The following is a 26,087-nucleotide window of genomic DNA, read 5'->3' on the forward strand; positions in this document are numbered from 1 at the left end:
ATTTGAGGCTTCATATTTCAACATTACAAAAAATAAAATGCATAAAATAACAGTAGAAGATAAGGAGTTTGAGATTTTTTTAGAGAATGATGCGCTAAATAAACGCATCAGATTGATGGGTATCCAGATGAATGTTGATTACGAAGGTAAGTGCCCTCTATTTATCGGTGTATTAAACGGAAGTTTTCTTTTTATGGCCGATTTAATTAAAGAAATTGATGTGCCTTGCGAAGTTGCTTTTATGCGTGTTGCATCTTATCAGGGAACAGAAAGCTCTGGCAATGTTAAAGAACTAATTGGTTTGCCCGATAATTTGGAAGGAAGAGACATTATTATTGTTGAAGATATTGTAGATACAGGCTTAACGCTCACGCATATCTTAAAAATGATAAAGGAAAAAAATCCGGCATCGGTTAAAGTTGCTTCACTACTGCTTAAACCTGCGGCACTTAAATATAAAATTGAAGGCTTGGATTACATCGGTTTCGAAATACCGAATGAATTTGTGGTCGGCTATGGTTTAGATTATAACGGGCTTGGCAGAAACCTGACTGATATTTACAGAGCTATTGGCGAATAATTTCTAAGCAGATTAATATATTTTTCGCACCTTTGCGCAATAATTTTAATACAATGACCATACACAAAGAAGGCTATACATCAATTGCATTAACGGTATTATTTGTTTTTATACTTAATGCTTTTGTGGATTATAAATATTACGATGTAACATGGCTACGTTGGTTTATCTACATTCTTTCTGCTTTATTGTTTTTAACTGTATTGCAGTTTTTCCGTAATCCAAGTCGTAGTTTTTCTGCCGGAGATAATTTGGTAATTTGCCCTGCTGACGGAAAAGTTGTGGTAATTGAAGAGACTGAAGAAGGGGAATATTTTAAGGATAAACGCTTACAGGTTTCAATTTTCATGTCGCCGGTAAATGTTCATATTAACCGAAATCCAATTTCTGGTGTGGTTAAGTTTTTTAAATACCACCCAGGTAAATACTTAGCCGCTTGGAATCCTAAATCATCTACAGAAAACGAACGTACAACAACTGTTGTAGAACATAATAACGGCACATCAATATTATTCCGTCAAATTGCAGGTGCTTTGGCCCGTAGAATTGTTTGGTATATTAAGGAAGGCGATAATGTGTTGCAAACAGAGCAATTTGGTTTCATCAAATTTGGCTCACGTGTAGATGTTTTTCTTCCGGTAGGAACAAAAGTTAACGTAGAGCTTAATCAGGTTGTAAAAGGTGGAATCACAACTTTAGCTACTTTAAGCTAGGTTATTTATAAACTATTAGAAAGGGCGATTTGGTTTATCAAATTGCCCTTTCTGTTTTTACAAAAAAAACTGGTAAATTTGAATTAGCTTTTAGACAAGCCTTTATCATTAAATCTCATTTGAAGCGCAGTAACACAAGCTTTTCGGTTACGGCGGCCCGGCCAATGCTGCAATCTTTTGGTTATTGTTATGGCTAAAGTTAGATTTTTTACTGCCAAAAGGATTTTCGCTATGTCGGGGCTATCGAAGCCAGGGTAGTTGCCTTTTTGAGAGGATTTTCTTGTATAAGCCGCTGTATCTAAACTTAAGGGATAGTAGTGAACATCCTTTTTGTTTTCTGTTTTTCGACTACGCTCAGGATGAAAAAGGTGCTAATATTTAAAGGCTTTGGATGACAGATATATAAAAGGTAGCTCGATTTCCGTGTATTCTGTGTTTCCGTGGCAACTATTTTTAGCCACAGATTGGCAGACTTCCTTCAACTACGCTGAGGATGACAAAAAGATTTGGATGAAACCAATGGCAATGAATGGAAATTAATTAGTAAAACTGCTCGCTACTAATTGCCGTTCGGCTTTAGCCAAAATCTGCACATTGCAAATGCTAATAGTAGCTTTCCAAAGCCAAATAAACCCGATTGAAACGGAAATACTTTTTGTTTTCTGTCTTTCGACCACGCTCAGGATGACAACAAAAAGATTGCAGTGTAAAAGCGGGGCTGCCGCAAACGATGAAATACCGAGCTTTAATTTCCAAAAAAACATTGGTTACATGCCAAGAATTAATGCAAGTTATACAATCGTAGCAACCCGCTAATCCATTGTATCATTACCAACTTCTTTATCGTGCAGCGTTAATGGAATATCACTTATCAATCTTTGGGTTGGGTAAGCAAAGCCAGACTTGTTTTTCATTACGATATCCATAATTTCGAGATTAATCTCCTGTCTGATTTGAAGAAACTCAGCATTATCTAAAATCACAACAAAATACGAAACTTCGATATTTAAACCAGATTCACCAAAGCTTTTGAAAGAAGCGTTCACATCTGCTGTTCCTTCTCTGTTGATGATATAATGCTCAATTTCAGACACTATATTTTTCACAGCCGCCGCATTGGTTTCGTAAGTTAAGCCAATGGTAAAAGCAACTTTGCGTGAGTTTCTTAACGATAAATTTTCCAAAACACCATCAATCATACCCCTATTTGGGATGGTTGCCATAGTTTTCTCCGAAGTACGAATTCTGGTGCTTCTAAAGCCAACCTTTTCTACCGTTCCTTCTACGCCATCAACTTTCACTAAATCGCCTACAACAAAGGGTTTATCCAGAAATATAGTAAAAGAGCCAATCAGGTTCTCTAAACTCTCTTTAGCTGCAAGCGCAATCGCGATACCACCAATTCCAAGCCCGGTGATTAAGGTTAAAACGTTTACTTCAAATACAAAACCTAAAAGCGTAAAGAAACCTATAAAAATAACAAGCGTTTTAAAGAGCTCCTTTAAAAACGGCACTAATTGGTCGTCCGATTTATTGTGTGTTAAAGAGGCTTTGAATAGTAAAACGTGACTTATAAAATCGATAATCCTTAGGATAATCCAAAATACGGATAGAATTATCATAAAAAGAAAAACCCTATCTATACAATCGCCGATAGTAACCGGTATAGCTTCTTTAACCTTACCCACTAATTTACTATAATGGAAAATTGAGACTTCTAATGGATGTTTTAGTTGATTTACCGAAAGGTAAAGTGTAGAAAGCAGAATGAAAAGTTCAATCGGCTTAATTAATAACGATACAAATGCATCATCATGAGCTTGTTGAGAGAAATTTTTAAAAAGCTTAAAAAGTAGCTGACTTAAAAGCCTGGATACAATACGTTTAAAAATTAACCCAAAGAACAGAATACCGCCAAAAAGGCAATAAGCTTTTACGGTATTACCCCAAAAAACCTGTTCAAAAAATGCAGAATCTAACATAGCGTAGCGGTATAAACGAAAAAACCTCCACGAAATTAATCGTGAAGGCTATATCTTATAATAAAGAATATTATTTTCTTAAAGATTTGATACGAGCAGCTTTACCAGTTAAAGCACGTAAGTAGAATAATTTCGCTCTACGAACTTTACCATAGCTATTAACTTCTACCTTCTCGATGTTTGGAGAATTGATAGGGAAAATACGCTCAACACCAACACTGTTACTAATTTTACGAACTGTGAAAGTTTCGTTAGCACCAGCACTGTTGCGTTGAATTACAACACCTTGGTAAATCTGAATACGTTCTTTATTACCTTCGCGAATTTTATAGTGTACGCTCACTGTATCGCCAGACTTGAACGCAGGAAAATCTTTTTTCGCGATGGCCTGCTCTTCAACAAATTTTACTAAATCCATGATTTTAAGCTATTAAATCGATATTTCAACCCGTGAAAATCGGATTGCAATATTAGGGTTTTTTTTTTATAAAAAAAAGTAATTTTTATTTTTTCCACAATCTTTATGAAATCCACAATAGAAAGGGTTAAATGCTTCTATTCCAAAAGGTCAGGTCTGCGTTGTTTGGTGCGTTCTAAAGCCTGCTCGTGCCTCCATTCGTTAACTTTAGCTTCATGTCCGCTTAACAGCACATCAGGCACTTTATGTCCTCTCCAATCAGCCGGACGTGTGTACACAGGAGCATCTAAAAGTTCACCTTGAAAGCTGTCTGATAGTGCAGAAGTTTCGTCATTTAATACCCCAGGAATTAATCGCACTACTGCATCAACAACAATTGCCGCAGGCAATTCTCCTCCACTTAAAACATAATCACCAACAGAAATTTCTCGGGTAACATAAATATCTCTAATCCGCTGGTCAATGCCTTTATAATGCCCGCATAAAATGATGATATTCTTTTTGATAGAAAGTTCGTTGGCTGTGCTTTGGTTAAGCGTAACACCATCCGGACTCATAAAAATAATCTCATCGTAAGTTCTTTCTGACTGTAATTTTTCAATACATGCAGCAAATGGCTCAATACTCATTACCATTCCACTACCGCCCCCATACTGGTAATCATCCACACTTTTTTGTTTGTTAGTGGCATAATCACGCAGGTTGTGAACAACAATTTCTGCAATGCCTTTTTTTTGTGCCCGTTGTAATATGGAATGTGCAAAAGGACTCTCCAATAAGGCAGGAAGAACGGTTATAATATCAAAACGCATGGTACAAATATATGGAAAACGGAAAATTTAAAAAGGTGGATGTTTTAGGGCGATTCAAGTCTATAAGACTTAAGGTAGATATATTTCTAAACTATTTATCAAGATAAATATCGAGCAAGCCTTCAGGCAAATCCAATGTTAAAATCTTCTCTTCATCATCAATTTCAACTATAAAATCTTCATTTAGAGGAAAAAGAATTTCAGTTTCTTTGTACAATACTGTTGCTATAAATTGCTGAGGATATTCATTTACTTCGATAATTGAACCCAACTCACCAAGCGTTTCATCAATAGCTAAGAATCCTTTTAAATCAGTATAAAAGAACTCATCTTCATTGCGTTCAGGCATTTTATCGATTGGCAAATAAAGCTTCTTTTTTAAAAGCGGCTGCACTTTATCGATATGATCTACATCATCAAAATTAAAATAGCCGGTTTTATTTGCCTGCAACTTTGCCGATGCCACAAAATAAGGAACTAATTTGCCGTTCATATCAGCAAAAACCACATCAAAATCGAGTTGTTCGTAATCGTCAAATTCGAAAAATATCTGTACTTCGCCTTTTAAACCTCTTGTTTTGGTAACGTAACCTATGTAAAATGCTTCTTCGTGTTTCATGTCTTAAAGCGCTATGTATTTTCACTATTGAGAATCCAATTCCATCAGATGAAGTAATCTCGTTTCAATATTAATTCTCCATTGGATTGCTTTCCCGAACGGTCGGGATAAACTGTGCCTCGCAATGACGATCTTTTAAAAATCTCTTTAAATAAAAATAGCGCTCCGAGTAATCGAAACGCTATTTTTTTGCATCAAAATAAATTAAATTATTCTGCGCCTTCTTCTTTAGTTGCTTCTGCTGCAGGAGCTTCTTCAGTTGCTTCAGCTTCAACAGCCGGAGCTTCTTCTTCAACAACTTCTTCAGCAACTGGTGCATTTTTAGCTGCAATTGCTGCTGCTCTATCTTCTTTTTTCTTAGCTTCTGCTGCTAAAGCTGCTTTACGAGCATCTGCTTTAGAAGTTGCTAAACCTTCTGATTTACCAGAAATTTTACCAGCTTTTGCATCTAACCACTCTGTAAACTTAGCATCTGCTTGTTCTTGAGTTAAAGCGCCTTTTTTAACACCACCTTCTAAGTGTTTTTTGTATAAAACACCTTTGTAAGAAAGGATTGCACGAGCTGTATCAGTTGGTTGTGCACCACTGTTAACCCAAGCTAAAGTTTTTTCGAAATTAATTTCGATGGTTGCAGGATTGGTGTTTGGGTTATAAGAACCTAAACGCTCAATAAATTTACCATCACGTGGAGAGCGAGAATCTGCTACCACAACGTGGAAAAAAGGTTTCCCTTTTTTACCGAATCTTTGCAATCTGATTTTAGTTGCCATTTTTCAATTTTATTATGTATTCAACATAGTTCCCGGAGCTTCGTGCTGCGGGGACGCAAAGATAAGTAATTGATTGATACTTTGCAAATTGAAAAAAGATTATGAAATAAGCATAAAAACCAAAGCTTATCAACATCGCCCAAACTAAGGTTTTACCTTTTTATGCTTGATGCTTCATTCCCGTTCATTTATCTTTACCGCCATGAGAATAGCCATTGATATGGATGAAGTTATTGCTGATGTCATCCCTAAATTTATAAAACTTTACAATCGTGATTTTGGGTCGCCGCTTGATTTAACCATTGAACCGGGCAACGAAGTATTTATGCAAATACCAGACGTTAATAAAAAATGGCTTGAATATATAAATGAACCGGGGTTTTTTCGCGATTTAGACGTTATACCTGATAGCCAGGAAGTGATTAAAGCCTTGCAAGAAAAATATGATGTTTATATTGTTTCTGCAGCTATGGAATTTAGAAATTCTTTAGTTGATAAATACGATTGGCTTGCAGAACACTTTCCTTTTTTAGATTGGCAGCACATTATGTTTTGTGGAAATAAAATTGTTGAAGTTGATGTTTTAATAGACGACCGCATTAAAAATTTCATGAATTTTAAAGGGCGCCCATTGCTTTATACCTCACCACATAATTTATTAATTACCGATTACGAAAGGGTAAATAATTGGCAGGATGTTGCAAAGTTGTTGCTTTAATTAACTTACAATTCAACTACGCGTCATTGCGAGGTACAGTTTATCCCGAACGGTCGGGATAAACTGTACCTCGCAATGACGAATAGTATTAAAAATTAAACTCTCCTACCAAATTTCCGCTCCTATTATCGGCTGCCATTGGTAAAACGATTACTTTTCTTTGTTGCTTGCCAGATGCGTAGTGGGTGTAAATTTCGGCTGTGACGGTAGTTGGTCCGCTGATGTTAATTTGCCTATCGCCATAATAGTTTACTTCAATTTTATATTTTCCTTTTACGGCTTTCTTAATCATAAATTGTTCAGGTCCATATCCTGATGTAAAATCGTTACTAATTCTTCCGCCAATTTTGGTTCTGTTGTTTGCGTAATATCCTCTCTCTCCGGTTGGGTCGGTTAACCATAAATCGATATCGGTATCATTTTTATTCCAATTCAAAACCACGCGTACATCTACGGGTAAAGGCTGAATTAATCTTTTATCAATTCCATTTAAATTTAATCTGTTTCCGTGTTTGCTAATCAGATTATTAATTTCAGCGATTACAATCTCTTCAATTCCTTGGTCTCTATCAGCAATTTGCGAGTTGTAACTTTGCGTTAAAACCTTATATAAATTATTCAATGCTTTTTGGTACTCACCAGCATCGGCCAAAGCCAGAGCATAATCCCGATAGCTTTGTGCATCCATTGGGCGCCATTGTAAAACTTTTTCGGTAATGAAAATTTCACTATCGTAGTTACCGGTTTGTTTTAATTTATACGCCAAGGTTTTATATAAATCGGCATTTTCTAAATCCAAATCAGCTATGCTGCTTAAAATAGTTAAAGCCCTTGTACTATCTTTCTGCTGGTAAAACCAATTTGCAACATCAAAATAAAACATTGGTGTAGTGATGTAATCTGGCCTCATTTTTAAATATGCCCGATAGGCACTATCCGGATTCCCAACTAAGGTTTTCATATAATCCTTATCACTTTTAAATTCAGGAATGATAATAATTGCTGGTTGTGATTCTGCAGATGATTTACGGTTTCCTGAAATAGAAACACCAGCAACCCTTCCTTGCAACGCTGAATTAGTATTGCTCATTGCCTGAGAACGTATTACAGTGGAACTGGCAGTTTGAACACTTTTTGCTTGCGCAGCATAACCAACCACAACCACTTCATTTAATTCGTCTTTTGCTTCGCCCTCTTTAAGTTTCGCTCGGAGCGGGGCTGGGGTTGCTGTAGCGAATTGTCTTTGCGGTACACGATCAGGAACAATTACAGTGTTCTCAACAGGTGTTGGATAATCGTCCATTTTCTTTACTGGTTCTTTATAATAGAAACTAGTATTCCACCAGGTCTTTAAATCTTTGGTCATAGATACCGCAGCATTTAATAGGTCTGTTTTACGCTCCTGAATGTCCATTCTGCGTTGTTTCAAAACTAAATCATATTGTTGCCTCAATTCTGCCGGAGGAGAAATATCGTATCGCAAATAATCATCAAGGTTTTCTAAAACAATTAAACTGGTATTTCGGGTTACAATGCCGAACTGTTTGTTTAACATGCTGATGTCTTCTTTATTAGCCTCGTATTGAATATCCATTTCGGCAATTTTCTTTTGTGCCCAAACGCGACTAACATCGATACTATTAAGTGCATGTTCTGTTCCGTTTAACCGCACAATTTGCTGTGAACTAACCGAATTTCCATAACCAAACTGAAGGATAATTTCGGTGTTTAAGCCATTCAAAATTCCAGCGATGGATAAATGTCCGTTTACATTTACATGCATTGATGGATAGGTTTGGCGAACATCTGCTCCATTTTTTATGCCTAAAAACTGTAAACTTTCTTCATTCAAATCGTTAAAAGCTTCGTTTGCAGAAAGAGTATTAAGATTAGCAAATTTACCGCCAGATTTAAGGCTTATATATTTCAAGGCACTATAGTCTGCTTTCAATGAGGTGTTTATGCAATGTATTGGCTTATTTAAAGAGATTACATTTTTCCCAAAAGTTGATAGTCCATCACTAAATAAAATATATTCATCAGCCTGAAATGATTGTTGCTTTACCACACTGAAATTAGTGCCGCCATCGTAAACCATGTTTTCAATTGCATCTTTCAGCTTTGCCCAATTCCCGTTAGCAATGGTAAATGTGCCTGCATTTTTAAATTGGTTGTTTATTGTTGCAAGGCTTATGGTTAGGTTTTTCTTTTGAGCGATTATTAAACCCAGCAATTCAATTTCTTTTTTGGTATCTCGTTGTAAACCACTTAATGAATTATCCCAAATTAAACCAATATGATTTGCCCATTGTTTAGGTCTGCTTTGCGCTTTAGGGAAAACATTAACTAAAAAATAATAACCATTTGATGCTTTTTGCATTTGAATTTCAGGTAAATCGTTTCTTTTTGGCAAGCTGATGGTTAAACCATTTTTTGGAGCATAATTGCGTTTATTAATTTCGCCAACGTAAGTATTTCTGTTAGCTTTTAAATTAAAACTTCCATCAGGCAACTCGCTTAATTCTGGCTTTAAAATGCTTTCAAAAACGGTGGTTTTTAAACTAAAATTCTCCACTTCCTGATTATAATCTAAAGGCAAATGATATTTTAAAGCTTGATTTTTACTAAACCGAAGCTCCTCTTCATAACCAACAATTATGGTTCGGCTTCCTTTTGCCGGTAGCGGATAAATTCTTGTCCTAAAGTTATTTCCTTCTACTTTTTCCAATAAACCTGGGTCAACACGGCGGCGTTCTATGCTTTCAAAAACCTCCGTAGCCTTTGCTTTTTCTACCGGAACAGCTTCACGCATTTTACCATTAATGTCTAAAGCATACCTGCTAACACTTACACCTTCGGGCATTGGAAATGTTAATTCACCTTCTAAAACTGCATTTGTATTGTTGTGGAAAGTCATCGTCATTGTAGTGATGGCAATGTTCCCTGTAATTTGAACATCGATATTAAGGTTTTTTAAACTCACCATTTCTTTTTGATCTGTGCCTTTAATTTTCATTACCGGCATTTGAGCCATTGAAAGAAAAGGAATAATTATAGAAGTAAGGATGAGTAGGATTTTAGATGTTTTCATAATATCAGATTTTACTTATTGATGCAAAATCTTTATAGATTACATAAATTTATTTTTTGGCGATTTGGTACAAGACGAAAATAGCTGTAGAAACCTGAGGATATTAAACCCGATTGAAGTGTAAATACTTTTGGAGCAGGTCTTCGACAAGCTCAGACTGACATTAACAAAAGATTGAAAGAAAAGCGGGACGGAATAAACCTAATAACATTAAGCCAGGCTTTTCAAAAAAAATTGTAACATTTAGAGAAAAATGAATTCTAAATATCAAAAAAATCAAAACTATGTTAGTAACCACAACGCCTTCTGTTGAGGGCAAGAGAATAGTAAAATATATTGGTTTGGTAACCGGTGAAACCATTATTGGTGCCAATATTTTTAAAGATATGTTTGCCGGAATTAGAGATATTGTTGGCGGCCGTTCGAGTTCTTATGAGCGTGTTTTACGTGAAGGTAAGGATATCGCAGTTAACGAAATGCAACAATATGCAGCTGCAATGGGTGCAAATGCTATTGTGGGTGTAGATTTAGATTACGAAACTGTTGGAACAGGAGGCAGTATGCTTATGGTTACAGCAAGCGGAACAGCCGTTATTTTAGAAGATTAAAATATTGTTTCGGTGCAAACCGAGCATAAATGAGAAAGTCCTTCCGGTGCGGGAAGGACTTTTCTTTTTTATAATAATTTTGTCTTTAAAAAGACAGAATATCTATCAGTTTTAGCCATTTAGAACTTACTTTTTCAGCATCGATGTGTTTTATAGCATGATCAAAAGGCGTAAAAACAATCTCTCTATTCATTTGACCTGCCATTTTACTCCGCTCTCCGTTTATTAAGCCTTCTACCGCCGCAACACCTAGCTGACTTGCTAAAACTCTATCCATACAACTTGGTTTTCCGCCACGCTGAATGTGCCCTAAAACAGAAACTTTAGTATCGTAATGCGGATATTTTTCCTGTAAAATTTCTCCCACTTTAATGGCGCCGCCCGTATCATCGCCTTCGGCAACAATAATAATTTTTGAAGCTTTATCTTTACGGCTATGCTCTAATTTGTGCAGAATATCATCCGCATTCATATTTGCTTCCGGAATCATAATAGCCTCAGCGCCAACGCCAATACCGCTACGCAAAGCGATTAACCCAGAATCGCGACCCATAACTTCTACAATAAAAAGTCTGTCGTGAGATTCTGCTGTATCTCTAATCCTATCTACGGCATCAACAACAGTATTTATTGCAGAATCGTAACCTATAGTAAGGTCGGTTCCGGCTAAATCGTTATCAATAGTACCTGGTAAGCCAATTATTGGAAAATCATATTCCTGAGCGAAAACATTTGCGCCTGTAAACGTACCATCTCCACCAATTACTACTAAGGCATCGATGCCACGATTTTTTAAATTATTATAGGCTATTTGTCTGCCTTCAGTTGTTCTGAAAGCATCACTACGAGCCGTTTTTAAAATTGTACCGCCACGTTGAATAATGTTTGCAACAGATTTACGATCCATTGGCAACGCGTCGTCATTAATCAAACCTTCGTATCCGCGAAGAAAACCTGTTACTTCAATATCGTAATAAATTGATGCTCTTACAACTGCTCTGATTGCGGCATTCATGCCCGGAGAATCTCCTCCGGAGGTTAAAACACCAATGTTTTTTATCTTATTCATTCTTTTGTTTCTTGGCAAATTCAGATAATCCCTTATCTAAATACTGCAAATATTTTTCAATGTCAAATTCTACACCAATTGGCGGAGAAACTAATTCTTTTTCATCGGTACCCAAAAGTACGTAATATGGTTGCGAAATTGTATTAAATCTTTCGGCTTGTAGATGTTTAAATTTTTTACCAATCGTATTTACTCTGGTTTGCAAAATTTTAGAATCGAATTGTTCTTTTTCCGGTAATTCAGTTTTATCATCTGTATACAAGGATACAACGATATAATCTTCTTTTAATTTTTTAAGCACACGTGGGTCAGACCAAACTCTTGCCTCCATTTCGCGGCAATTCACACATCCGTGACCTGTGAAATCTAGAAACAATGGTTTTTTAACCTCTCTAGCATAGGCCAAGGCTTCCTCATAATCGAAAAAGCCATCAATATTATGAGGTATGTGTAAAAAGTCTGAATATTTCCTTTTTGAATGAGTTAATGCCGGAGCTGAAGTTGCACTTTCCTGGCCTATTACAAAATCTTGAGTGGATAAGGGCGGAACTAAAGCACTAACTGCTTTTAACGGCGCACCGAATAAACCCGGTATTAAATAAATTGCAAAAACAAATGCTCCAATAGAAATGAATAACCTTGGCACAGAAACGTATGCCAAATCGCTATCATGAGAAAATTTAATTTTCCCTAAAAGATAAACGCCTAAAAGTATAGCTAAAACAATCCAGATGGCCAGAAAAACTTCGCGATCTAGTATTCCCCAATGGTAGGCTAAATCAGCAGTTGATAAAAACTTTAACGATAAGCCTAATTCAAGAAAACCCAAAAACACTTTAATCGAGTTTAACCACCCTCCCGATTTTGGCAAGCCTGTCATTAAGCTTGGGAATATTGCAAAAATTGTAAAGATTGTTGCCAACGATAAAGAAAAACCAAACATTACTACAACCGGAGTTAGTAAATCTGTGTTGATAGCAACTAATGATGTACCAATAAGCGGCCCGGTACAAGAAAAAGACACAACAGCTAAGGTTGCCGCCATGAAAAATATTCCGCTTAATCCCTTTGAATCAGATTTAGCATCAAGTTTATTAACAAAAGAACTTGGTAATGTAATTTCAAATGCACCAAGAAAAGATATTCCAAAAATAATTAATATCAAAAATATGAAGATGTTAAAAAATCCATCTGTCGATATTTCATTTAATGCGCTTGCACCCCATATAAGGGTTATGATTACACCAAGCCCTACATAAATAACAATGATAGATAAGCCATAGATTATGGCGCTTCGAATACCTTTTGCTCTACTTTCTGCTCGCTTTGTGAAAAAACCAACGGTTAAAGGAACCATCGGAAAAATACAAGGAAGGAAAAAAGCTGCAATCCCTGCTAAGATACCAAGGCCAAAAGTAACCCACAAAGATTGCTTCGCTTCAACAGATTTAATGCTTGTAGCATTCTTCACCGCGGTTACGGTATCTTTAGAAACTGAATCTTTTATCTGACTATTCGCTGCTTTATCTTTTTCTGAACCAACTTCTGTAAACTGAAGATCATCAGGAACGGTTGCGCTAACTGTATCTTGTTGGCTTTGAGCATTACTTTTTGCAATTGGCAATGCGGTTAGCATCGCAAAAAACATAAGTAACAATATTACCTTTTTCATTTATGTGTGTTTTTGAAGTGGCGAAATTAACGAAAACCATTAATCTATAAGAACCATGAGTGCAGATTTTACTTTAAACAGAAAGAGTCCCGATATTTCGGAACTCTTTCTGTTAATTTTTTTCTTTATTTTACAGGAATACTAAATTCAACTTCTTCTGGCGGAAGACATTCTCTGTCGTTACAAGTCATAAACTCTACTTTTCCTTTAACGGCTGTAGTGCTTTTATTTAGCTTAATTCTTTGCTGAAAAATAACCTGATCTTCAAAATAACTTACATTCATTTTAAAGGTATTTTCGTATTTAGTAATGGCCTTAGGCTCTGCTGTTTTACCAACAAGGCTGTAATCTTTAGAAGGCGCAAAAGCAAAAGTCGTTTTTACCGGTCCTCCGCTTTTAACATTTTGAGAGTAAATGTGCCATTTATCATCAATAGAAGCTTTAATATATAATACAGCTTCGGTTTTACTTACTTTTTTTGCAACGTAAGACCATGTTACCGGTCTTTCTATCTGAGCGAAAGCGCCTATGATAGTAAAAAGCACTAAAGAAAGTGCCAGAGTGATTTTTTTCATTGTGTGTTTATTTTGTGTGTATGTATTCTATTTCTTTAAAACTAAAATCGTGTATTTCTCCATTAATTTCCATGGCCAAAATACCGTTTTCCCTAACGCCTTTTATTACACCTTCAAAAACCCGACCGTTTTGTTTATATCGGGCAGGTGTTTCAAAATTTAAAAGCTGTTTAATATAGATTTCATTAAGAAAACTGTATTTGCTTGTTTTCAAATTTAAATAGTATTTCTCCATATAAACGAATATTTTTTCCAGTATGAGCTGTAAATCAACATTCTTATGTAAAATTTGAAAAACAGAGGTTGCTTTTAAATCTAGCTCTGCTAGAAATTTTGCCTGATTAATGTTCAAACCGAAACCAATTACAGATGATTTAATCGATGAACCTGACAGTGAATTTTCTATCAGAATTCCACCCATTTTCTTACCATCATAATAGATGTCGTTTGGCCATTTTATTTTTACGGCATTTGGTAAAAAAGCAGATAAAGCCTCGCTTATTGCAATACTAACAGCCATATTTAAATAAAATTGTTTCTGAATTGGTAAAAAGCCCGGCTTTAAAAATAAGCTGGCGCTGATGTTTTTACCAGGCTCGGTTTGCCAGATGGTATCTTGCTGCCCTCTACCTGCTAATTGATGGTCTGCCATTATTACAGTACCTTCGCTTAATGGCTCGGATTTTGAAGCCAGATTCTTTAAATAATTATTAGTAGAATCAACTTCTTTCAATTTGATGATATTTTGACCAACAAATAGTGTTGAAAAAGTGTTATTTTGCAAGTGTTGAATTTATAGAATTTTAATTCCAAAATTAAAGCATTTTAATGGTAAAAAAGAAAATAGTACCCCTTTCTACATACCTTTCTGAATTGGCTGTACACGGCATTCAGGAAAAAAAAGGAGAAGATATAGTGCGGTTAGACCTTCGTAACATTCATAGCTCAGTTGCCGATTTTTTTATTATTTGCAGTGCCAATTCGGGTACGCAAGTAAAGGCTATTGCAGATAGTGTAGAGAAGGAAATATATAACGCCACTCAGGCAGATCCAAGACATAAAGAAGGTTTTGAATCGGCTGATTGGATAATATTAGATTATTTTGATGTGGTTGTGCACATTTTTAAAACCGAAAAGCGCCACTTTTATGGCATTGAAGAATTATGGGGCGATGCTGAAAGCACAAATTACCAAAGCGCTTAACCATTCAAAATTTTGAAAAACAGAAATGAACGATAATCAAAATACAAACGAAAACAAACCGGGAAAGAAATTACCAAACATTCCTAAGAAACCGCAAAAAGCACCGAAGTTTAATATTTTTTGGGTTTATGCAGCTATAATTATAGCGATTGTTGCCGCACAGTATTTTTTTACTGGCGATACCACCAAGAAAATAGACTACAATGATTTTGCTTCTAAAATGCTTTTGAAAGGCGATGTGCAACGAATTGTTGCTTATAAAGCAGAAGACCTTGTAAAAGTAGAAGTATTTATCAAAAAAGATAGTTTAGAGAAAAAACCACTTTATAAAGATTTTAAAACTAAAAACTCATTTGGCTCTGCAACCGGACCAATTTTTTATTTTAATGAGGGAAGTTTTGATGCTTTAGATAAAAAGCTGGCCGAAACGCAAAAAGAATTACCTGCAGACCAACAATTGCAGGCAGAAAAAGACACCCGCAGCAATCCTTTGGCAAGCTGGTTCTTAAGCATTATTTTACCTGTATTACTCTTAATTGGTTTCTGGATATTTATGATGCGCAGAATGGGTGGTGGCGCAGGTGGCGGCGGTCAGATTTTCAGTATTGGAAAATCAAAAGCTACCTTATTTGATGAAAAGAACGATTTAAAAGTAACATTTAAAGATGTTGCCGGATTGGAAGGTGCAAAAGAAGAAATTCAGGAAATTGTAGAATTCTTGAAAAACCCTCAAAAATATACTGTTTTAGGTGGTAAAATACCAAAAGGCGCTTTGCTTGTTGGTTCTCCGGGTACTGGTAAAACTTTATTAGCAAAAGCAGTGGCGGGCGAGGCTCAGGTTCCATTTTTCTCTCTATCAGGTTCTGATTTTGTGGAGATGTTTGTTGGTGTTGGTGCTTCCAGAGTTAGAGATTTATTTAAGCAGGCAAAAGATAAATCACCATGTATAATTTTTATTGATGAGATTGATGCTATTGGCCGTGCTCGTGGTAAAAATGGTGTTATGGGTGGCAACGATGAACGCGAAAACACATTAAACCAACTTTTGGTTGAAATGGATGGTTTCGGAACGAATACACACGTTATCATTTTAGCGGCAACCAACCGAGCTGATGTTTTAGATAAAGCGCTATTAAGAGCTGGCCGTTTTGACAGACAAATTTATGTTGATTTACCGGATGTTAGAGAGCGTAAAGAAATTTTCGAAGTTCACCTTAAGCCTATTAAAATGGCAGAAGGCTTAGATACTGAATTTTTAGCTAAACAAACACCAGGTTTCTCTGGCGCCGATATTGCAAATGTTTGTAATGAGGCTGCTTTAATTGCCGCAAGAAAAAATAAAACAGCAGTTGATAAACAAGACTTTTTAGATGCTGTTGATAGAATTGTTGGTGGTTTAGAGAAGAAAAACAAAATTGTAACTCCTTCTGAAAAAAGAGCAATTGCCATTCACGAAGCTGGCCATGCAACGGTTAGCTGGATGTTGGAACATGCCGCTCCATTAATTAAAGTTACAATAGTGCCGCGTGGACAAAGTTTGGGTGCTGCATGGTATTTACCAGAGGAACGTTTAATTGTTCGTCCGCACCAAATGCTTGATGAAATGTGCGCTACAATGGGTGGACGTGCGGCTGAAAAAGTAATTTTCGATACCATTTCTACAGGCGCTTTAAGCGATTTGGAAAAGGTTAACAAGCAAGCCAGAGCAATGATTACCATTTATGGTTTAAATGAAAAGTTAGGCAACATTACGTATTATGATTCATCGGGACAAAACGAATATAACTTTAACAAGCCATATTCAGAGGAAACCGCTTTGCTTATTGATAAAGAAATTTCTGCCTTAATTGAAGGTCAATACCAAAGAGCTATTAATTTATTGGAAGAAAATAAAGATAAATTAATTCAGTTAGCAGATATTTTAATCGATAAGGAAGTATTATTTAAAGATGATTTAGAAACCATCTTTGGAAAGCGCCTTTTTGGTACTGAGAATGCTGAAGAAGCAGCTCTTGGTTCGGGTACAGGAAATATTCCACCTGTTGAGGCTTAAAGGATTGATAAAATTCTTTTAATAAATAACATTTATGCATAAGTTTGAAACCTTGGATTACCACATCCAAGGTTTTATTTTTTAGTTTGATGAAAGACAACACAACGGCGAAGGAGCAAATACTAAAGAAGATAAGGAAAGCGCTTTTAGAGAAGCGTGAAAATCCTTATCCAAATTTAGAAGAATCACCTCTTTACAAGCAAAATACTGATGAACTGGAGGTTCTTTTTGCAGAGCAACTTACTGCCGTTGCCGGAAATTTTATTTTTTGCGAAGACGGTATTGATTTTTTCGAGAACATGCTTCAACTGGCAGACCAATATAAATGGCGTAAAATTTATTGTTGGGAGCCTGAATTACAAGCGTTCCTTTCTAAATATGAATTTCCATTTTACCAAACCGATAAAGATTTTGACCAGGCCGAAGTTGGGATAACACTTTGCGAAGCTTTAATTGCCAGAAATGGTAGTGTTATGGTCAGCAATCAAGGCGCCGCCGGCAGAAGATTAAGCATTTTCCCTCATCACCATATTGTTATCGCTAAAACCAGTCAGCTTGTTTTAGACTTAAAAGATGCATTTCAAATGCTAAAAAACAAATACGGTAATCAAATTCCCTCGATGATAAGCAATATCACCGGCCCGAGTAGAACCGCTGATATTGAAAAAACTTTGGTGTTAGGTGCACACGGACCTAAAGAGCTTTTTGTGTTTTTAATTGATGATTTTAGTTAACAGCTACCTATTTTAGGTTTTCAATAATACATATAAAAGGATTGTTTTTGCGTTGCTTAACAAAACCACTCACGTCTAGTCGAATTTCTTTTATCCGGATAGAATCGCCCTCATTGCCTCCAATTGTTAATATATATTTTCCTTTGCTATCTTCACCAACTTCCACAATAATTGCTGAATGAGATTCGTAACTGTCGTTTTTAGCAGCGAAATCATAAGTATATGAGTTACCTCTACGGTTATTGTGAAGTATATCTCCGATTTTAGGTTTATATTCTGTAATTTTTCTTCCTTCAAAAACCCCTACTTTTTGGAAGGTGTTTGATATTGCCTTATAAACAAACATGGAATGACTTTGTGCAAACTTAAATTCTGTCGAAGTTGCACCAGCCTGTTTAATGCACCAAGAAACAAATACCGCAGACCAAGCAACAGAAACACAACTAGTGAACTGAAAACCTGTTTCAATCCAGTATTTTTTTATTTGGTTACATAGCTTACTCTCAGCCTCATCCATATTTTTATAGGTTACCTGTTGCAACTGGGTTACCTCAACTAATTTCTTAACAAAGGGTGTAGTGGCCATAATTTTTCTATTAAGTTTAAAATTTATTTAGTTTTTAAAAGAGTATAGATGATTTTCATCATTTCTTTCTGAATTTTTGTATGCTCATTTTGCGCCTCAATGTTGATATACGGAATATTATTTTTTTCACAATATACTGATAATGAGCCGTCATCTGTAGGCTTGTCACTTTGAAGCACTACATTCTGTTTGTGCATTTTTAGATAGTCAAAATCTTCTTGTTCAGTAACCAGAAAGAAATCGTCTTCATCCATATTCGGTGGAACAAAAACACCCTTAGCTTCATTTTGATACTTATTTGGCTTGATGTAATCGCGAATGCTAAGCGGTCCTTCGTCAGTATTGTTGTGTATAGAAATTAAATACTTATTAGGGTTTTTGAGTACAAATGCTTTAAAAATTGCCGCAGCAAAATCTTTTATTTTTGAAGCTGTATTTGCATCATAGGGCTTAAGTGTTTTCTTTATGCCTTCATCAGAAAAAATACGGTTCGGATCAAAAATATAATCTTTACCATTCTCCTGATATATAAACAATCTTTGATTTTCTTGTTGTAATTCCAACAAACTAAATCTAATATTTGTGGCCAAACTCTCGTATGCAGCTATAGCCGTATTTTCGTTGTCGTGTAAGGATAATAGCGTAGCCACAGCATTTTTCTTCTCTGTAAATTTGGTCGTACAAGTTTTTGTACCCAGCTGATAAGTTGTGCTTGTTGGTGGTGCTAAAGTGAGTAGTAAAATGCCTGATATAAATAAATGCTTCATAATTCGATCTTAAATTATAGGTGATATTAGTATTTAAAATCTAAACCCCAAACACAGCCCAGCTCTAATTCCTGCCCATGGCCCTTTAAAATCGACTACCGCTCCATTGGCATCTACAGTATAGTTTGCTTTTACAATTGGCAAATCTTTAATTTCTTCAAGCTGTTCTCTCAAAGCTTGTTGCTCATTTGCTGTTAAAGGCTTTTTACCCGAAATGCTCCCGTCAGAGCTTCCATACTGGGGCCCTAAAATCCACCAATCGAGGGTTAAGTGTTTACCCAAATTAAATTGAGAGCCTAAAAGAATGCCTACTGTTATAGTGGTTAAATCTCCTGCCAGGCTAATATCCTGACTATAAGAAGTCGCTCCATTATCTACCTCAAACGGATAATCTAAAGATGCTGAGTATTTAGCGTACCTACCAAACGGAGCAATGTAGAAGCCTTTTAGATTACCTTCACCTAAATAAAACCTAACTGTTGCGGTTACGGCAGTATTTCCAAGCTTGGCGCTTTTAATGCGTTCGTTCCAATTATCTGCATCGTCGTTTAGTAATTCTGCAATGCTATTAGAAAACGGAATGCTGCCTTTGCTCATGTACCTAACACCTAAAGCGGCAGATATCTTCTTTGTAAGCCCTCGCTCATATTCAACATTAATATTTTTTAGAGGTAAACTTAATAAGTTTAGTTTGATAACATTTTTGCCCAGGTCTTGTCCAAATACTGTTGTCGTAATCAATGCTAAAAACAACAGTGAAAGCGTTAATTTTTTCATGATAATAATTTGTTAAGGTTAATTTTTTAATATCTATAAACGGCTATACATTTCATAATCGTTAGTGGCTGTGCCAACTTCATGTATTACCATCGTAGTTGAATTTAGTACCACCAGATTATACACAACTGCTTGTCCACCAAGGTATATAGTAAGCTGATGTTTATTGTTTTCAATTAAATATGTGCCTTTGGTTGTTTGCGGGTCGGTAGGCGAACATTTGGTTAAGCCTTCATCAGCTAAATAATTATCAACAACAGTAAATGTATTAATATCATCGCGTACGCAATATGGAATAGAAGCCGTGCAAACTCCATCTGTACCCTTTAAGCACGTGCCGGGAGCTAAATTCCAAACATCGACACCGTTTTTTATGTACCCAGTCATCTTCCATTTACCAACCAAATAAGTGTGGAACAATTTAGAATCACTTTGTTTTGTATAGGTTATTGTAAGGTTACTAATGGCATCTTTTAACTTAAGTGTGGTTTCATCCAGATAAACAATTTTCATTTCATCTAAATCATCGCCCTCATTTCCGGTATAGGTAAGCAAATCAACTCCGTTACCATTCAAGGTAAATGTAGAGGAAAAAGATTGCGGGTCTGTTGCATCACATTTAAATGAACCTTCATTTACAGATACGGTGTACTTTTCATAAGTGATAATATTATCTTTCTCACAGCCAGGCATGCTTTGATATTCATCCTGGCCCATATCATTTATGTATCCGGTTATCATCCATTTGCCTTGCAATTTTGCTGCTACTCCGGTTAAATCAGGGTCGACATCTTTTTTAATACATGAAATGGTTAGTGCTACTACGTAGGCAGTGGCTACTATAAATAATTTTCTAATCTTCATATTTCCGTTTATTAATTATGTGCAATTGATTACGCAGCAATTTTAAAAGGAAAGGCAAATTATATTGATGCAACCAAGCAAAGTGGAAACCGTAAGTAACTGGAGAGTAGCGTAATAGTTTATTTGTCTTTATTTCTGATATAAAGTTAAAGGCAAAGTTTTGGCTCGTATATACCGAGTATTAGGTATTTTTTTTAGGGTGATATAAAGCCTATATTTAATACTAATTACAATAACACCAAAACCAAACATCAACGAATATTATGAGGGCGCTCTGCATTCATTTTTTGCTGATAGTAACATTTTTTGCCTGTAAAGCGCAAAATTATAATCCTGTGCTGATTAATAGCGAAAATACTTTCGACATACAGAGCAAAACGTTTTACTATGAAGATAAAAAGCTTAATGCAACGGTTGATACCTTAATCAGCCTAAAAAAGGAAAGCAAGCTCCAATCCTTAGCGCCAAATACTACACTAAATAAAGGATTTACTCAAAGTTATTGGTGGCTTGCATTTGATTTGGAAAACACTTTAAATGAAACTGTAAATCTGTTTTTTAACGAAAAAAGTAATGGCCTAAACCGTTTACAACTTTTTAAATTGGATAGTATCGGTAAAATTACGGCAATGCAGCAAACCGGCGATCATTTCAGGTTTAGTCAGCGGCCTATAAATTACCATACTTATTTATATCCTATAAAATTAAAAGCTAAAGAAAAGGCAACATATTTTCTCTGGGCCGATAAACGCGGTCAGAATATGGTTATTCCCTTTAGTTTAGGCAGAGATTTTTCTATGATACATAATGAAGTAAGCTTTTTTATTTTGTTTGGTGTTTTTGTAGGGATATACCTCTTTGCAATCGTTTTTAACATCCTGCTTTTTGTTTCGTTAAGAGATAAGATTCACATTTATTATGCATTGTATGTATTTTGCATGCTTATTTTTAATCTAGAGGATGAGGGTTTTTCCTTTCAATGGCTTTATCCAAATATTCCAAACTTGCAAGATTATCTCAGGCATATTATAGCCTTTGCAGGTTCGGCATTGTTGGTACAGGTAATGCAACTTTTCGTTAATCAAACAAAAGAGAATAGTAGCCTATACTTTTTAGCTAACGGATATAAATATTTGTGTTATAGCTTAATGATAATACCCATATTTTTATTGTTTAAAGCTAATTTTTTATGGGAAAAGATTAATTTTTACGCCGCAAATTTTATCGCAATTATCACCGTAATTATACTAATAGCCTGTGCTGCAGAAAGAATTATAAAGGGTTATAAAATTGCATGGTACTACCTAATTGCCATGCTGATTTTGCTGCTTGGTATATTAAATTACGTGTTGAACGCAATGGGTATTACTACTTTCTACATTTACAATACAACAGGCTTAGTTATTGGATTAACAGTTGAAATTGTTTTCCTTTCTTTTGCGCTAACCCAGCGCTATAATTTTTTAAAGAACCAAAAGAAAATTTTAGAGCAACAGAAAGCAAAGCTTGAAATTGCCTTGGTTGATGATGTATTTACAGCGCAGGAAAACGAGCGGACAAGGTTAGCTCAAGATTTGCATGACGACCTTGGAGGCACCCTATCTGCAATTAAATTAAACATTACGGCTTTTAAGAGTAACATTAGCGATTTGAGCGAAAAAAATAAACAATTTTATGCGCAAACAATTACCATGATTGAAAAGGCTTGCTTAAACCTAAGAGAAATAGCACATGATTTAATGCCTAAAAATTTAGAAAAACTTGGGCTGGTAACTGCACTTAACGAACAGTTTATTTATTTAAGGCAAACCAGCAACATTAATTATGAATTTGTTCATGACGTACAAAACTCCATCAATCCTGAATTAGAACTTTCTATCTACAGAATTATAAAAGAACTGATAAATAATATTGAGAAGCATGCCTATGCCAATAAAGCTAGTGTGCAATTGCTATCTAACGAGCAACAAATTGTAATTATGACCGAAGATAACGGAATTGGTTTTGATGTAAACAAAAAGGCCGAGGGTATTGGTTTAAACAACATTTCATCAAGAATAAATTACTTAAAAGGCGCTCTTTACATTGACAGCAATAAGAAAGGAACAACCATAACCATACAAATTCCACATTAAATGGAACCTAAAATAAAAATAATAGTTGTTGATGATCATAAGCTTTTTTTAGAAGGTTTGTGCGTACTATTATCAAAACAAAAAAATTTTGAGGTTATTGGAAAAGCTTCAAATGGTAAGGAAGCGCTCCACCTGTTAAATTCATTTCAGCCTGATGTATTGATAATGGATTTAAACATGCCAATTATGGATGGTCAGATTGCTTCAGAAAAAGTTATCAATCTATATCCGTTTCTTAAAATTCTAGTCTTATCAATGTATAATACTGTTACGCTTAACGCTGATTTAAAAAAGCTTGGGATTAAAGGTTATTTACCAAAAGACACCGATTCTGAATTGTTATTCTCCGTAATTAATGATATTTATGATGGAAAGACATATTTTAAACAACCATTGGAGCCATGTTTGCCAAAGAACGAATTTACCTTATCTGATGGGTTTTTAAAGAAGCACAATCTTACGCACAGAGAAGTTGAAATATTAAAGTTGATTGGAAATAACTTTTCTTCTTCGCAAATTGCAACTAAACTTTATATTAGCATTTTTACTGTTGATACACACAGAAAAAACATGATACAAAAGTTAAATGTAGATAATAAGAATGGTCTGCTTAACTTCGCTAAAGAAAATAATCTATCATAAAATTTCCATTTATAATTTATTAACCATAGTTTTATACTACATACCGTTTTAGTATGCGGTATTATAATTATGAGCAAAACAATTAATACAGTGATTACCGGAACCGGGAGCTATATTCCTGAAAATATTATTTCTGGTGATGAATTTTTAAATTCTACATTTTTTGAGAACGGAAGTCGTTTAGAAAAGGAAAACGCAGAAATTATTCACAAATTTTCCGAAATCACAGAAATCGTTGAACGAAGATACGTGTGTTCGGATTTACAAAACAACCAGATTGGCGCAAAAGCTGCAGAGAGCGCTATCGAAAATGCAGGTATAGATAAGGAAACATTAGATTATATTATTTTCTGCCACAATTTCGGCGATGTTCCGCTAAACAGTAACCGCACCGATATTCTGCCTTCTCTTGCATCAAAAGTAAAACAGCAATTGGGCATTTTAAATCCTGATTGTGTAGCCTACGACATCATTTTTGGTTGCCCTGGATGGGTACAAGGCGCAATACAGGCCGATTATTACATAAAAAGTGGTGATGCAAAACGAGTTTTAGTGATTGGTGCAGAAACACTCTCCAGAATTATTGACCCACACGATAGAGATAGCATGATTTTCTCTGATGGCGCCGGTGCAGTAATTTTTCAAGCGGAAGATGAAGCTGATACCAAAAATGGAATACTCGCACATAAAACAGAAACCCATGCCGTAAATTATGGCAACCTGTTAACAATGGGCAAAGGTTTTCATCCTGAAGAAACAAATGGTAATTTATACCTCAAAATGAATGGCCGTAAACTTTACGAGTTTGCGGTAGTTCAGGTTCCACAAGTTATTAAAAAGGCTATTGATAAAGCTGGGCTAAGCGTTGAAGATGTAAACATCGTGTTCGTTCATCAGGCAAATGGTAAAATGGATGCAGCTATTATGAAACGACTGTTTAAACTTTATGGTTTAGATAGTGTACCAGAAAATCTGGTTCCTATGACGATTTCCTGGCTAGGAAACAGCAGCGTTGCAACTGTACCAACGCTTTTAGATTTGGTTTTAAAAGAACAGGTTAAAGGTTACAAAGTTAAAAAAGGCGATGTTGCCGTATTCGCTTCAGTTGGCGCCGGGATGCACATCAATGCCTTTATCTACAAATTTTAATTAAGCCGTTTTAATCCGGCTTTTGCCTGGCTTTCAATACTGTTTTCATATTCATGATTTTTCATGGCTATTGCAGTATTGAAAGCCTCTTTAGCTTTCGCCTTATTTCCCTTTTTCTCATAAACCTTACCCATTTGTAAGGCTGCGTTGGCGGCAAAAAAATATTTTAAATTCCGACCCTGGTTTATGGTAGATTGATAGTAATTAATTGCGGTATCGTCCTTACCCAAATCATCATTAATACGACCCATCCGATAGGTAAATTCGGTTTTATCTTTATCAGATGAATAGTTTCCTGCATCTTTGCCATCTAATTGTTGCAGCGCTTTAGTAAAATATCCGCCGTCAAACAACAATCTCGCTTTCAATAAATCAATTGGCGGAGCTGGAGCCATTGCTTCGCTTTGCGCTTGTTTGTCCTTATCGTAGTAACTGTAGCCTCCATCAACTGCTTTTTTTGCATAAGATGTATAACCATTTTTATCCCCTTTTAAAAGTGATATCCAGGCTAACCTAAGGTTTGAATCTTTGATATAATTTACGCCTTTATTACTTTGTAAAAATTTATTTAAATAGCCTGAGGCACTTAAATCCAGTTTATTTAAGTGCGCTACGCCTTCCAAATATTCAAGGTATGGGAAAGCGGAATAAGTTGCGCCTTCTGGTCTTTTTGATAAAATTGAGATGGCCTCATCATTATGGCCGGTTTTTATACAAATATATCCTCGTAAATAGCTTTTCAATAAACTAGAATCGGCGATACGTTCGGTAAATTTCATGGTTTTTGAATAAGCAGATGGACTATGCGCCACATCACTCAGAACATAAGCGTAATAGAAAACCAATTCTTCGTAAAAGGGTTCGTAGCTGGTTTTTGGCAAACTTTCTGCAAGCTTATCTAAAGTATTTAAGCCGTTCTGCAAATTTCCTTTTATGCCAAAAGTAGCCAATGTGCTCTTTAGTGCGCCATCAGGTAAATTACCCATAACCGCGTTAATTAACCCTAAACCCTTGCTGTTAAGTATAAAATTTGGAAATTTCCTGGCGTTTTCCTGTAAAAGATTATTCGCCTTACGAATTTCCATCGCAGCATTAAAATATTCACCAAAACGGCCCCTGGCCAATGCCCATTGAAGGTTTATTTCCGCCTGAGCATATAGATAATAAGGCGAATTTTTATCGTCATCACTTATTTTATCTAAGCGGGCAGCTTTATTACCTTTTAACCTATCGAAGTCTGCCTTGCTATCTGATGTAATGAGTACAAAATAATCTACATAATTTTCGAGAAGCGGAATAATAGCATTATTTGGTCTGAGTTTTTTCTCTGTGGAGATATATGCCCTGGCATTGCCAAGTTTTAATTCGAAGATACTTTTATAAGCATTAAGACAATTTGCATTAAAATCGAAATTTGAAAATGCAGAAAAGGGGGTTAGGAGAGCGATTAAAAAAAGTAATCGTAAGGTTTTAGTCATGCCTTAATGTTCGGGTATAAATTTTAATGCTCTTGAGCAAATATTGTTCCTTAAATCGAATATAATCACAAA

25 protein-coding genes are annotated in these 26,087 nt (G+C 35.6%); 10 read left to right on the forward strand and 15 right to left on the reverse strand.

Translation table 11 applies throughout. From position 1 onward, the window contains the following. The first annotated feature begins 37 nt into the window (after positions 1-37). Entirely contained in the window at positions 38-580 is a 543-nt protein-coding gene (gene hpt, locus LUA90_RS05305; protein WP_231458540.1) for a hypoxanthine phosphoribosyltransferase, read from the forward strand. Positions 581-633: 53 nt separating this feature from the next. Then, positions 634-1,293 (forward strand): phosphatidylserine decarboxylase family protein, encoded by a 660-nt coding sequence (locus LUA90_RS05310; RefSeq protein ID WP_231490562.1) that lies wholly within the window; start codon positions 634-636, stop codon positions 1,291-1,293. Positions 1,294-2,105: 812 nt separating this feature from the next. Here the strand turns inward: LUA90_RS05310 and LUA90_RS05315 are convergent. The 5 genes from LUA90_RS05315 to LUA90_RS05335 all read right to left on the reverse strand — a co-directional run bounded on the left by LUA90_RS05315 (position 2,106) and on the right by LUA90_RS05335 (position 5,894). Continuing rightward, positions 2,106-3,275 carry a mechanosensitive ion channel family protein gene (locus LUA90_RS05315; protein ID WP_231458542.1) on the reverse strand — a complete coding sequence of 390 codons (1,170 nt, stop codon included), beginning with the start codon at positions 3,273-3,275 and terminating at the stop codon, positions 2,106-2,108. Between the two features lie 70 nt (positions 3,276-3,345). After that, complete coding sequence (rplS, locus tag LUA90_RS05320; RefSeq protein WP_353958908.1) at positions 3,346-3,693, reverse strand: 50S ribosomal protein L19; 348 nt, start codon at positions 3,691-3,693, stop codon at positions 3,346-3,348. 137 nt (positions 3,694-3,830) lie between these two features. Next, entirely contained in the window at positions 3,831-4,505 is a 675-nt protein-coding gene (gene trmD / locus LUA90_RS05325) for a tRNA (guanosine(37)-N1)-methyltransferase TrmD (RefSeq protein ID WP_231490563.1), read from the reverse strand. A gap of 91 nt (positions 4,506-4,596) precedes the next feature. Beyond that, positions 4,597-5,124, reverse strand: a complete 528-nt coding sequence (gene rimM, locus LUA90_RS05330; protein ID WP_231458544.1) for a ribosome maturation factor RimM — start codon at positions 5,122-5,124, stop codon at positions 4,597-4,599. A 209-nt stretch (positions 5,125-5,333) separates the two neighbouring features. Beyond that, entirely contained in the window at positions 5,334-5,894 is a 561-nt protein-coding gene (locus LUA90_RS05335) for a 30S ribosomal protein S16 (protein ID WP_231490564.1), read from the reverse strand. Positions 5,895-6,096: 202 nt separating this feature from the next. Between LUA90_RS05335 and LUA90_RS05340 the strand changes: the two genes are divergently transcribed. Next, entirely contained in the window at positions 6,097-6,612 is a 516-nt protein-coding gene (locus LUA90_RS05340) for a 5'(3')-deoxyribonucleotidase (RefSeq protein ID WP_231458546.1), read from the forward strand. 88 nt (positions 6,613-6,700) lie between these two features. Here LUA90_RS05340 and LUA90_RS05345 read toward each other — a convergent pair whose 3' ends face one another. Continuing rightward, complete coding sequence (locus tag LUA90_RS05345) at positions 6,701-9,703, reverse strand: VIT domain-containing protein (protein ID WP_231490565.1); 3,003 nt, start codon at positions 9,701-9,703, stop codon at positions 6,701-6,703. Between the two features lie 284 nt (positions 9,704-9,987). Here LUA90_RS05345 and LUA90_RS05350 point away from each other — a divergent pair, with 284 nt between their 5' ends. Continuing rightward, the gene (locus LUA90_RS05350; protein WP_231458548.1) at positions 9,988-10,311 is read left to right on the forward strand and encodes a heavy metal-binding domain-containing protein; all 324 of its coding nucleotides are present in this window, start codon (positions 9,988-9,990) and stop codon (positions 10,309-10,311) included. 85 nt (positions 10,312-10,396) lie between these two features. On the opposite strand, the gene pfkA is transcribed toward LUA90_RS05350, so the two are convergent. From pfkA to LUA90_RS05370, 4 genes are all read right to left on the reverse strand, one after another. Further along, positions 10,397-11,380 carry a 6-phosphofructokinase gene (gene pfkA / locus LUA90_RS05355; protein WP_231458549.1) on the reverse strand — a complete coding sequence of 328 codons (984 nt, stop codon included), beginning with the start codon at positions 11,378-11,380 and terminating at the stop codon, positions 10,397-10,399. Next, a complete protein-coding gene (locus tag LUA90_RS05360) occupies positions 11,373-13,052 on the reverse strand; it encodes a protein-disulfide reductase DsbD (protein ID WP_231490566.1) in 1,680 nt (559 codons plus the stop codon). The genes pfkA and LUA90_RS05360 overlap by 8 nt, the downstream gene beginning before the upstream one ends. A gap of 125 nt (positions 13,053-13,177) precedes the next feature. Further along, complete coding sequence (locus LUA90_RS05365) at positions 13,178-13,627, reverse strand: protein-disulfide reductase DsbD domain-containing protein (protein ID WP_231490567.1); 450 nt, start codon at positions 13,625-13,627, stop codon at positions 13,178-13,180. 7 nt (positions 13,628-13,634) lie between these two features. Next, positions 13,635-14,411, reverse strand: a complete 777-nt coding sequence (locus LUA90_RS05370) for a biotin--[acetyl-CoA-carboxylase] ligase (protein WP_231490568.1) — start codon at positions 14,409-14,411, stop codon at positions 13,635-13,637. A 44-nt stretch (positions 14,412-14,455) separates the two neighbouring features. Between LUA90_RS05370 and rsfS the strand changes: the two genes are divergently transcribed. From rsfS to LUA90_RS05385, 3 genes are all read left to right on the forward strand, one after another. Continuing rightward, positions 14,456-14,830 (forward strand): ribosome silencing factor, encoded by a 375-nt coding sequence (gene rsfS, locus LUA90_RS05375; protein WP_231490569.1) that lies wholly within the window; start codon positions 14,456-14,458, stop codon positions 14,828-14,830. Positions 14,831-14,855: 25 nt separating this feature from the next. Next, positions 14,856-16,883: an ATP-dependent zinc metalloprotease FtsH gene (ftsH, locus tag LUA90_RS05380; protein WP_231458554.1), complete on the forward strand. Its 2,028-nt coding sequence runs from the start codon at positions 14,856-14,858 to the stop codon at positions 16,881-16,883. 89 nt (positions 16,884-16,972) lie between these two features. After that, positions 16,973-17,617, forward strand: a complete 645-nt coding sequence (locus LUA90_RS05385) for an LUD domain-containing protein (RefSeq protein ID WP_231458555.1) — start codon at positions 16,973-16,975, stop codon at positions 17,615-17,617. A gap of 7 nt (positions 17,618-17,624) precedes the next feature. On the opposite strand, the gene LUA90_RS05390 is transcribed toward LUA90_RS05385, so the two are convergent. Genes LUA90_RS05390 through LUA90_RS05405 form a run of 4 tightly spaced genes read right to left on the reverse strand, consistent with a single transcriptional unit; the run spans position 17,625 to position 20,611 of the window. Continuing rightward, positions 17,625-18,203: a DUF2272 domain-containing protein gene (locus LUA90_RS05390; RefSeq protein WP_231490570.1), complete on the reverse strand. Its 579-nt coding sequence runs from the start codon at positions 18,201-18,203 to the stop codon at positions 17,625-17,627. 23 nt (positions 18,204-18,226) lie between these two features. After that, positions 18,227-18,970: a hypothetical protein gene (locus LUA90_RS05395; protein WP_231490571.1), complete on the reverse strand. Its 744-nt coding sequence runs from the start codon at positions 18,968-18,970 to the stop codon at positions 18,227-18,229. Between the two features lie 33 nt (positions 18,971-19,003). Next, complete coding sequence (locus LUA90_RS05400; RefSeq protein ID WP_231490572.1) at positions 19,004-19,747, reverse strand: DUF3575 domain-containing protein; 744 nt, start codon at positions 19,745-19,747, stop codon at positions 19,004-19,006. 33 nt (positions 19,748-19,780) lie between these two features. Further along, positions 19,781-20,611 (reverse strand): lipocalin family protein, encoded by an 831-nt coding sequence (locus tag LUA90_RS05405; protein ID WP_231490573.1) that lies wholly within the window; start codon positions 20,609-20,611, stop codon positions 19,781-19,783. Positions 20,612-20,946: 335 nt separating this feature from the next. On the opposite strand from LUA90_RS05405, the gene LUA90_RS05410 reads away from it, so the two are divergent. From LUA90_RS05410 to LUA90_RS05420, 3 genes are all read left to right on the forward strand, one after another. After that, positions 20,947-22,746, forward strand: a complete 1,800-nt coding sequence (locus LUA90_RS05410; RefSeq protein WP_231490574.1) for a 7TM diverse intracellular signaling domain-containing protein — start codon at positions 20,947-20,949, stop codon at positions 22,744-22,746. Next, the gene (locus tag LUA90_RS05415) at positions 22,747-23,388 is read left to right on the forward strand and encodes a response regulator transcription factor (RefSeq protein ID WP_231490575.1); all 642 of its coding nucleotides are present in this window, start codon (positions 22,747-22,749) and stop codon (positions 23,386-23,388) included. Positions 23,389-23,457: 69 nt separating this feature from the next. Continuing rightward, positions 23,458-24,537 (forward strand): 3-oxoacyl-ACP synthase III family protein, encoded by a 1,080-nt coding sequence (locus LUA90_RS05420; protein WP_231490576.1) that lies wholly within the window; start codon positions 23,458-23,460, stop codon positions 24,535-24,537. Here the strand turns inward: LUA90_RS05420 and LUA90_RS05425 are convergent. Further along, the gene (locus tag LUA90_RS05425; RefSeq protein WP_231490577.1) at positions 24,534-26,015 is read right to left on the reverse strand and encodes a tetratricopeptide repeat protein; all 1,482 of its coding nucleotides are present in this window, start codon (positions 26,013-26,015) and stop codon (positions 24,534-24,536) included. The two genes, LUA90_RS05420 and LUA90_RS05425, sit on opposite strands and share 4 nt — an antisense overlap. Positions 26,016-26,087: the final 72 nt, after the last annotated feature.

This window comes from Pedobacter sp. Leaf170, from assembly GCF_920984665.1.
Lineage (GTDB): Bacteria > Bacteroidota > Bacteroidia > Sphingobacteriales > Sphingobacteriaceae > Pedobacter.

Excerpts from the sequence above, each read along its gene's own strand:
- rsfS (WP_231490569.1), top strand. The coding sequence starts at position 14,456 with ATGGTAAAAAAGAAAATAGTACCCCTTTCTACATACCTTTCTGAATTG.
- LUA90_RS05395 (WP_231490571.1), bottom strand. The coding sequence starts at position 18,970 with ATGAAGCATTTATTTATATCAGGCATTTTACTACTCACTTTAGCACCA.
- LUA90_RS05385 (WP_231458555.1), top strand. The coding sequence starts at position 16,973 with ATGAAAGACAACACAACGGCGAAGGAGCAAATACTAAAGAAGATAAGG.
- LUA90_RS05400 (WP_231490572.1), bottom strand. The coding sequence starts at position 19,747 with ATGAAAAAATTAACGCTTTCACTGTTGTTTTTAGCATTGATTACGACA.
- hpt (WP_231458540.1), top strand. The coding sequence starts at position 38 with ATGCATAAAATAACAGTAGAAGATAAGGAGTTTGAGATTTTTTTAGAG.
- LUA90_RS05345 (WP_231490565.1), bottom strand. The coding sequence starts at position 9,703 with ATGAAAACATCTAAAATCCTACTCATCCTTACTTCTATAATTATTCCT.
- LUA90_RS05415 (WP_231490575.1), top strand. The coding sequence starts at position 22,747 with ATGGAACCTAAAATAAAAATAATAGTTGTTGATGATCATAAGCTTTTT.
- LUA90_RS05365 (WP_231490567.1), bottom strand. The coding sequence starts at position 13,627 with ATGAAAAAAATCACTCTGGCACTTTCTTTAGTGCTTTTTACTATCATA.
- LUA90_RS05425 (WP_231490577.1), bottom strand. The coding sequence starts at position 26,015 with ATGACTAAAACCTTACGATTACTTTTTTTAATCGCTCTCCTAACCCCC.
- LUA90_RS05315 (WP_231458542.1), bottom strand. The coding sequence starts at position 3,275 with ATGTTAGATTCTGCATTTTTTGAACAGGTTTTTTGGGGTAATACCGTA.
- LUA90_RS05420 (WP_231490576.1), top strand. The coding sequence starts at position 23,458 with ATGAGCAAAACAATTAATACAGTGATTACCGGAACCGGGAGCTATATT.
- LUA90_RS05340 (WP_231458546.1), top strand. The coding sequence starts at position 6,097 with ATGAGAATAGCCATTGATATGGATGAAGTTATTGCTGATGTCATCCCT.
- pfkA (WP_231458549.1), bottom strand. The coding sequence starts at position 11,380 with ATGAATAAGATAAAAAACATTGGTGTTTTAACCTCCGGAGGAGATTCT.
- rimM (WP_231458544.1), bottom strand. The coding sequence starts at position 5,124 with ATGAAACACGAAGAAGCATTTTACATAGGTTACGTTACCAAAACAAGA.
- ftsH (WP_231458554.1), top strand. The coding sequence starts at position 14,856 with ATGAACGATAATCAAAATACAAACGAAAACAAACCGGGAAAGAAATTA.
- LUA90_RS05310 (WP_231490562.1), top strand. The coding sequence starts at position 634 with ATGACCATACACAAAGAAGGCTATACATCAATTGCATTAACGGTATTA.
- LUA90_RS05350 (WP_231458548.1), top strand. The coding sequence starts at position 9,988 with ATGTTAGTAACCACAACGCCTTCTGTTGAGGGCAAGAGAATAGTAAAA.
- LUA90_RS05335 (WP_231490564.1), bottom strand. The coding sequence starts at position 5,894 with ATGGCAACTAAAATCAGATTGCAAAGATTCGGTAAAAAAGGGAAACCT.
- LUA90_RS05405 (WP_231490573.1), bottom strand. The coding sequence starts at position 20,611 with ATGAAGATTAGAAAATTATTTATAGTAGCCACTGCCTACGTAGTAGCA.
- LUA90_RS05390 (WP_231490570.1), bottom strand. The coding sequence starts at position 18,203 with ATGGCCACTACACCCTTTGTTAAGAAATTAGTTGAGGTAACCCAGTTG.
- LUA90_RS05360 (WP_231490566.1), bottom strand. The coding sequence starts at position 13,052 with ATGAAAAAGGTAATATTGTTACTTATGTTTTTTGCGATGCTAACCGCA.
- rplS (WP_353958908.1), bottom strand. The coding sequence starts at position 3,693 with ATGGATTTAGTAAAATTTGTTGAAGAGCAGGCCATCGCGAAAAAAGAT.
- trmD (WP_231490563.1), bottom strand. The coding sequence starts at position 4,505 with ATGCGTTTTGATATTATAACCGTTCTTCCTGCCTTATTGGAGAGTCCT.